Genomic DNA, 7,370 nt, shown 5'->3' with positions numbered 1-7,370 from the left:
CGATATCCACGAGTGAACCGGAAACGGCCCCCTCCCCTGCGTGCAGGGGAGGGTTGGGGTGGGGTAAGGCGAGCGAAGCTCGCTTCCCGCTACGCGGGAATGAGGGTGAGACATCAACGGAACCTCTCGCGAGGTTGCTTCACCCCACCCCAACCCTCCCCTACTACACGTAGGGGAGGGGGCGATCCGGCGAGCTAAAAGTTTCCCGGACAGCAGTGCGCGAAAGCGGGAATGACGGCCACGCGGCATAACGTGTCGTCGAGGTATGTATCTTCAATGCGTCGGCATCGCAAACTCCGGCCCACGACTGCCTTCGCTCGCCAACCAGCGCTGCGTCACTGCCTTCTGCCGCGTATAAAAGCGCACTCCTTCTGGGCCATGCGCGTGATGATCGCCGAACAGGCTCTTCTTCCAACCGCCAAAACTATGGAACGCCATCGGCACAGGAATAGGTACGTTGATGCCGATCATGCCCACTTGCACGCGATGTGCGAATTCGCGCGCCACATGGCCGTCGCGCGTAAAGATGGCTGTGCCGTTGCCGTATTCGTGGTCGTTGACCAGCTTGAGCGCCGCGGCAAAATCCGGCACCCGTACCACGCACAACACGGGGCCGAAGATTTCCTCACGATAGATGCGCATGTCCGGCCGCACGTGATCGAACAAGCTGCCGCCAAGGAAGAAGCCTTGCTCGCAGCCCGCCACGCGATGGCCGCGTCCGTCCACGACCAGGCTGGCGCCCGCAGCAACGCCATCCTCGATATAGCCAGTGATCTTGTCGCGATGCTGGGCGGTAATCACCGGCCCCATCTCGACGTGTGCATCCATGCCGTTGCCGATACGCAAGGTGTGCACCTTCGGTGTGAGCTTGGCCACCAATTGATCCGCCGTGGCATCGCCCACTGCCACCGCCACTGAGATCGCCATGCAGCGTTCACCAGCCGCACCGTAACCGGCACCGATCAAGGCATCGGCCGCTTTCTCGATATCGGCATCCGGCATCACGATCATGTGGTTCTTCGCACCACCCAGCGCCTGCACGCGCTTGCCGGCGGCGGTGCCGCGTGCGTAGATGTATTCGGCGATCGGCGTGGAGCCGACGAAGCTCACCGCGCGAATGCCGGGGTGATCCAGCAGCGCATCCACCGCCGTCTTGTCACCTTGCACCACGTTGAACACACCGTCCGGCAAGCCGGCTTCCTTCAGCAGCTCGGCTAGCATCAACGAGGCAGACGGATCGCGTTCGGAAGGCTTGAGCACGAAGCTGTTGCCGCAGGCGAGCGCCATGGGAAACATCCACATTGGCACCATGGCCGGAAAGTTGAAGGGTGTGATGCCCGCACACACACCCAGTGGTTGGCGCATCGTCCATGCATCGATGTCGCTGCCGATCTGCTCGGTGTATTCGCCTTTCAGCAGCTCCGGAATGCCACAGGCGTATTCGACTACTTCCAGGCCGCGCGTCACTTCGCCCTTGGCATCGGAAAACACCTTGCCGTGCTCGCGCGTGATGACGGCGGCGAGTTTGTCCATGTCGCGCTCGATCAGTTCCTTGAAGCGGAACATCACGCGTGCACGTTTCAGCGGCGATGTCTGCGACCAGCCATGAAACGCCTCGGCGGCCACTTTGACGGCGGCATTCACCTCGGCCGGCGTGGCCATGGCGATGGCGCCGATCACGTCGCCCGTGGCCGGGTTGTAGGAGGGAGTGCTGGCGCCGCGGCCAGCGTGACGGCGGCCGTCGATGTAATGGCCGATAGCCTGTGGCGCAGTCGGTTGGGAAGGTTGTGCGGACATCGGTTTTTCCTCTTGCTGTATTTCAGAGCTTGCTCTCAGCGCTGCATCAGCCAGTCGTGCGCCGGGTCGTTTTTGAAATGCCACGCGCGACGGGCGCCGGCCATCACGTTGAGGTAGTAGCCGCGGTAGCCGTGCGGCATCACCACCGGGTGGTAACCGCGCGGCACCATCACCACATCGTGGTCGCATACCGCCATCGACTCGTCCAAATCGCGCGCGTCCGTGTACACGCGCTGGAAGGCAAAACCTTGCGGCGGATCGATGCGGTGGTAATAGGTTTCTTCCAGCGCGCTCTCCTGCGGCAGTGCGTCGGTGTCGTGCTTGTGCGGCGGGTAGCTGGAGGAGTGTGCGGCGGGTGTTACGACTTCCACGACCAGCAGCGATTCGGCCGGTTCCGTTTCTGGCAGGATGTCGCAGATATAGCGCGTGTTGGTGTCTTTGCCGCGCACCGAGCGCTTCATGCTTGTACCGGGAATCAAGCGTACAGGGTGTTTCCCTGTCGCAGGTGCAGTGGCCAGGGCCAACTCCACCGAACCATGTGCGGTGACATCAAATACAGTGCCGGGCGGTGCATACACCGCATCCGGTGAGCGTTCGTCGAAGACGCTGCTGCGACCGCCGAGGTTGTCGAAGGCTTCGCTGTTCGCGTGGACGCTTGCATCGCCAGTCAGCACGACCAGGCAAGCCTCGCGATCTGCAGGCAAGGTAATCTGCAGACGTTCCTTCGGTGAAAGACGGAAGGCTTCGAAGCCGACGTGCTTCCAGCCGGCGGATGCGGGTGTCACCTTGACGATCTCACGTCCCTGCGGGTGACTCTTGACCAACAGGCTCATGCAACCTCCTGCAACGGCGTGCTGTCGACCAGCGCGCGCAACGTGCGATAGCCCTTCTGCGCATAGGCGTAGCTGGGTGCCAAGGCGGGATCCTGCTCGGCTTCCACCACCAGCCAGCCTTGATAACCGTGCGCGCGCAGCATGGCGATGATCGACGCGAAATCGATCGCACCGTCGCCCGGCACGGTGAATACGCCGTTCAAGACCGAGTCGAGAAAACTCCATTGGCGATTGCGTGCATGCCGCACGATGGCCGGCCGCGCGTCCTTGCAATGGACGTGGCAGACGCGATCGATGTGTTTACCAAGGATTGCGACGGGATCGCCGCCGCCGAAGTACGCGTGTCCGCTATCGAAAAGCAGGCCGACTTCATGGCCGGTATGCGCCATGACGCGGTCGATGTCATCCGGCGCTTCGACATAGGCGCCCATGTGATGGTGATAGGCAAGCCGCACACCCTGTTCAAGCAGGTGCTGGCCGAATGCAGTGAGCCGGTCGCCGTAGCGCTTGAACGCATCGTCGGTGCGGAAACGTGGCCGCTTGGTGAGCGGAACTGTGCGTTCACCCTGGATCGAGTGCGCCACCTCGCCATACACCATCACCTTGCAGCCGTTCTCGGCAAGCAGGCGAAGATGCGCTGCCACTGCGGCGATTTCTTCTTTCACGGAGCGCGCTGCGAGCTGGCCCGAATACCAGCCGGACACGACCTCCAAACCGTAGCCCGCCATCAGCTGGCGCAATGCTTCGGGCTCGCGCGGAAACTTGTTGCCGAGTTCAAAGCCCTGGTAGCCGATGTCGCGGCCTTCGCTCAACGCCGTGGACAACGGCGTTTCACCTCCCAGCGAAGGCAGATCGTCATTGCTCCAGCCGATCGGGTTGATGCCGATCTTTACGTCGAAACCGTCATGCGTCATGGGACTTGCCTGGATAGGGATGTTGCTGTTGCTTGGCTGTTTCATAGTCGCGCCGCGCAGCTTTTACGGCGTCGCGTTCGGAAACTTCGGGTACGGTGACTTCCCACCAGGAACCGCCGGCTTCGGTGGTGCGCCGATGATCGGTGTCGATGGCGATCAGGTAGGTGCGTGTCGAAGCGCGTGCGCGCACCAGCGCCTGCTCCAGTTCGGCAATGCTGCGCACGTGTTCGGCTTGCGCGCCCATCGCGCGGGCATGGGCGGCGAAATCGATGGCGGGCACGCCATCGGCGCCATGCAGGCAATCGTCGAGCATATTGTTGAACGGCGCGCCGCCGCAGGCTTGTTGCAGGCGGTTGATGCAGCCGAAACCGCGGTTGTCCAGCACGACGATGATCAGTTTCAGGCCCAGCATCACCGACGTGGCGATTTCCGAATTGAGCATCAGATAACTGCCGTCGCCCAGCATCACAATCACGTCGCGCTCGGGCTTGGCCATCTTCACGCCCAGGCCGCCGGCGATCTCGTAGCCCATGCAGGAGTAGCCGTACTCCATGTGGTAGCCGCCGGGTGTTTCAGTGCGCCACAGTTTTTCCAATTCTGCCGGCAACGTGCCGGCGGCGCAGACGACGATGTCATGGCGATGGGAATCGGTGTGCGAGCGTTGCACGGCGCCGATGATTTCGCCGTCGTAGGGCAGTGTGCCGGCAGGAAGCTCGCGGCGCGACGTGATCTCGTCCACCGTGTTGCGCCAGGCCTGCGCGAGTTGTTCGGCACGTGTCCGCCAGCTTGCATCGGCATGCCAGGCGCCCAGTGCGGAGGAAAGCGCTTGCAGTCCCAGGCGTGCATCGGCCAATACCTGGATGTCGCCGCCTTTCAGCGCGTCGTAACCGTTGACGTTGAGCGTGACGATGCGCGCGTGCGCGTAGAGCGCGTTCGAGCCGGTAGTGAAATCCTGCAAGCGTGTGCCCACGGCAAGCACGACATCGGCATCCGCCAACAACTCGTTCGCGGCGGTAGAACCGCATACACCCGCAGGGCCGAGCTGCAAGCGATGCTGCCAGGACAACGTGCCCTTGCCGGCCTGGGTTTCGGCCACCGGGATACCATGCGTTTCGGCGAGGTTGCGTACGGCTTCGCTGGCTTGCGCATACAGCGCGCCACCGCCCACCACCATCACGGGGCGCTTCGCGTTGCGCAGCGCTTGTGCTGCCGCGGCAATGTCATCCTGTGCAGGCAGAAGACGACGAAAGCTGTGTACGCGCGGCGAGAAGAAGGCTTCGGGCCAATCGAAAGCTTCGGTTTGCACGTCTTGCGGAAGTGCAAGGGTCACTGGGCCGCACAGGGCGGCATCCGTCAGTACATGCATCGCGCGGGGCAGGGCGGTGAGCAGTTGCTCAGGTTTCACAATGCGGTCGAAATAGCGCGAAACGGTACGGAAGCAATCGTTGACGCTGACGGTGCCGTCGCCGAAATCCTCCAACTGCTGCAGCACCGGATCGGGCGCACGCGAGACGAAGATGTCGCCCGGCAACAGCAGCACCGGCAGGCGGTTTACATGCGCCAAGGCGGCGGAAGTCAGCAGATTGGTGGCGCCCGGGCCGATCGATGTGGTCACCGCCATCATGCGCCGGCGCATATGTGCCTTGGCGTAGGCAATGGCCGCATTCGCCATGGCCTGCTCGTTGTGCGCGCGATAGGTGGGCAATTGGCCGCGATGCTGGTATAGCGCTTCACCCAGTCCCGCTACGTTACCGTGGCCGAAGATGGCGAATACGCCACCGAACATCTGCAGCCACTCACCGCTTTCCTCGTCACGCACTTGCTGGGCGGCAAGATAGCGCACCAGCGCCTGGGCCATGGTCAATCGCACGCTGCTCACGCGGCCACTCCTGCATGCTGGTGCACGCCGCTGCGCGCCTGCTGCCAGAGGTTGGCCAGCTTGGCAAACTGCAGCGAAGCGCGTTCGATCAACGCGGCATCGTCGATGTCGTTGTTTAGCCAGGCGCGGGCAGGTTCGTAGAACAGGCTGCGGCCGACGGCGAAGCCCCGGCAGCTTGCGCTGTGTGCGGCGGCGGCAAAACCTTCCGCAAGTTCCGCGAACGGTGCGTTGAGACCAAGCAGCACCACGCCGCGGCAATAGGGATCGCGTGCGGCGATCAATGCGTCGATGGCGATCCAATCCGCGGCGGGCATCGGCTTGAGCTTCCACCATTCCGGGCGGATGCCAAGATTGTAGAAACGCTGCATCGCACGCAGCACGCGTTCGCCTGGCGTGCCGGTGGCGGCGGGATTCGCGGGTGGAATCACTTCCAGCAGCAGCTCGTGGCCGCTCTGTTTTACCGCAGCGTAGAGTGTGAGCAGTTGTGTTTCCTGTTCCAGCCGTGACTCGGCGTCGCCGTCTGGGTCGAACTGCACCAGGCATTTGACGACGTGGTCGCGTGGCCATTGAAGCAACTGGCTGCCGATCGACCGGCCGTATTCAAATTCCAGCGGATTCGATCCCGGCAATTCGACCGGACGGCCGATCCACCAGCCGCGTCCGGTGGCCGCATGCAGCGCATCTTCACCATAGCGCTGGTCGATCAGTACGCCGACGCGATGCTGCAGGTTCAGTTCGCGCTCTGCTTTTGCCACGGCTTCCACCAGCAACTGTTTCAGATGCGGCAGGCGTGACTCGTCCGCGCTGCACTCGCAGGCCAGCTCGTAGAACTGGCTACGATGGTCAAAGGCGAAGATATGCAGATCGTTCCACGCGGGACGTGCCACGCTGACGCGGTGCAAGTGCGCCAGCTCCTCATCCTGATCCGGCCGCTCCAGGCGATCGGCGTGGGCAAGGAAATAATCCAGCTCAGCACGGCTCGGCATCGCCGGTGCGCATGCATGGCGCGAAACCACCATCGCGCCACAGGCGTTCGCATAAGCGCAGCTGCGCTCGATGCTCTCGTTGCGCAGCCAGCCGTACAGGAAGCCGGCCATGAATGCGTCACCCGCACCTAGCACATTGAGGACCTCCACCCGCGTGCCGCGATAAGTGGGTGCGTCGTCCATGTGGGCAGGGATCTCCGCTTCGATCACGCTGCAACCGAGTGCGCCGCGCTTTACCACCAGGGTGGCCGCGGTGATGGCACGCACGGCGCGCAGCGCGGCGATCAAATCGCGATGACCACCAGCGATATGGAATTCCTCCTCCGTGCCGACGATCAGGTCGAACTGGGGCAGGATGTCTTGCAGATGCGTCGTGACGCCGTCGTCGGCGATAAAGCGCGTCTCGCCGTCGCCGCGGCCGGTAAGGCCCCACAGCACGGGGCGATAGTCGATATCCAGCACCGTGCGTACACCGTGCCTGCGCGCATAGGCCAGCGCCTTACTGCTCGCTGCGTGTACGCGTGGCGTGGAGAAATGCGTGCCGGTGATGGCCAGTGCACGGCTGGAAGCAATGAAGTCTTCGTCGACGTCTTTCTCGTCAATCGCCATGTCCGCGCAGTTTTCGCGGTAGAAGATCAGCGGAAAGGTATCGCGATCCTTGATGCCGAGTAGCACCAACGCGGTGAGGCGCTCGCGATCGATACTGACATGACTGACGTCGCAGCCTTCGCGCGTCAGCGTTTCGAGCAGGAAGCGGCCCATATGGTCATCGCCGACGCGGCTCAGCATGGCTGTGCGAAGGCCAAGACGCGTGGCGCCGAATGCCGCGTTGGCTGACGAGCCACCCAGGTATTTGGCGAAGCTGGTGGCGTCTTGCAGGCGCGCGCCGGGCTGCTGTGCATACAGATCCACGGCCAGCCGGCCAAGGCAGATCAGATCGTATTGCCGTTCGTTCATGGTT

5 protein-coding genes are annotated in these 7,370 nt (G+C 63.0%); all 5 read right to left on the bottom strand.

Annotated features, from left to right (window positions below):
* Nucleotides 1–273 precede the first annotated feature (273 nt).
* Genes IEX75_RS07060 through IEX75_RS07040 form a run of 5 tightly spaced genes read right to left on the bottom strand, consistent with a single transcriptional unit; the run spans nt 274 to nt 7,366 of the window.
* The gene (locus tag IEX75_RS07060; RefSeq protein WP_188793520.1) at nt 274–1,797 is read right to left on the bottom strand and encodes a CoA-acylating methylmalonate-semialdehyde dehydrogenase; all 1,524 of its coding nucleotides are present in this window, start codon (nt 1,795–1,797) and stop codon (nt 274–276) included.
* A 35-nt stretch (nt 1,798–1,832) separates the two neighbouring features.
* Nucleotides 1,833–2,630 (bottom strand): 5-deoxy-glucuronate isomerase, encoded by a 798-nt coding sequence (iolB, locus tag IEX75_RS07055; RefSeq protein WP_188793519.1) that lies wholly within the window; start codon nt 2,628–2,630, stop codon nt 1,833–1,835.
* On the bottom strand, nt 2,627–3,544 hold the full coding sequence (gene iolE / locus IEX75_RS07050; protein WP_188793518.1) for a myo-inosose-2 dehydratase: 918 nt from the start codon (nt 3,542–3,544) through the stop codon (nt 2,627–2,629). The genes iolB and iolE overlap by 4 nt, the downstream gene beginning before the upstream one ends.
* Nucleotides 3,534–5,423, bottom strand: a complete 1,890-nt coding sequence (gene iolD / locus IEX75_RS07045) for a 3D-(3,5/4)-trihydroxycyclohexane-1,2-dione acylhydrolase (decyclizing) (protein ID WP_229720681.1) — start codon at nt 5,421–5,423, stop codon at nt 3,534–3,536. The genes iolE and iolD overlap by 11 nt, the downstream gene beginning before the upstream one ends.
* Nucleotides 5,420–7,366 (bottom strand): bifunctional 5-dehydro-2-deoxygluconokinase/5-dehydro-2-deoxyphosphogluconate aldolase, encoded by a 1,947-nt coding sequence (locus tag IEX75_RS07040; RefSeq protein ID WP_229720680.1) that lies wholly within the window; start codon nt 7,364–7,366, stop codon nt 5,420–5,422. Before IEX75_RS07040 ends, iolD begins: the two co-directional genes overlap by 4 nt.
* Nucleotides 7,367–7,370: the final 4 nt, after the last annotated feature.

Source organism: Dyella nitratireducens, from assembly GCF_014642835.1.
Classification (GTDB): Bacteria; Pseudomonadota; Gammaproteobacteria; order Xanthomonadales; family Rhodanobacteraceae; genus Dyella_B; species Dyella_B nitratireducens.
This window is presented reverse-complemented; position numbering and strand designations above follow the sequence as displayed.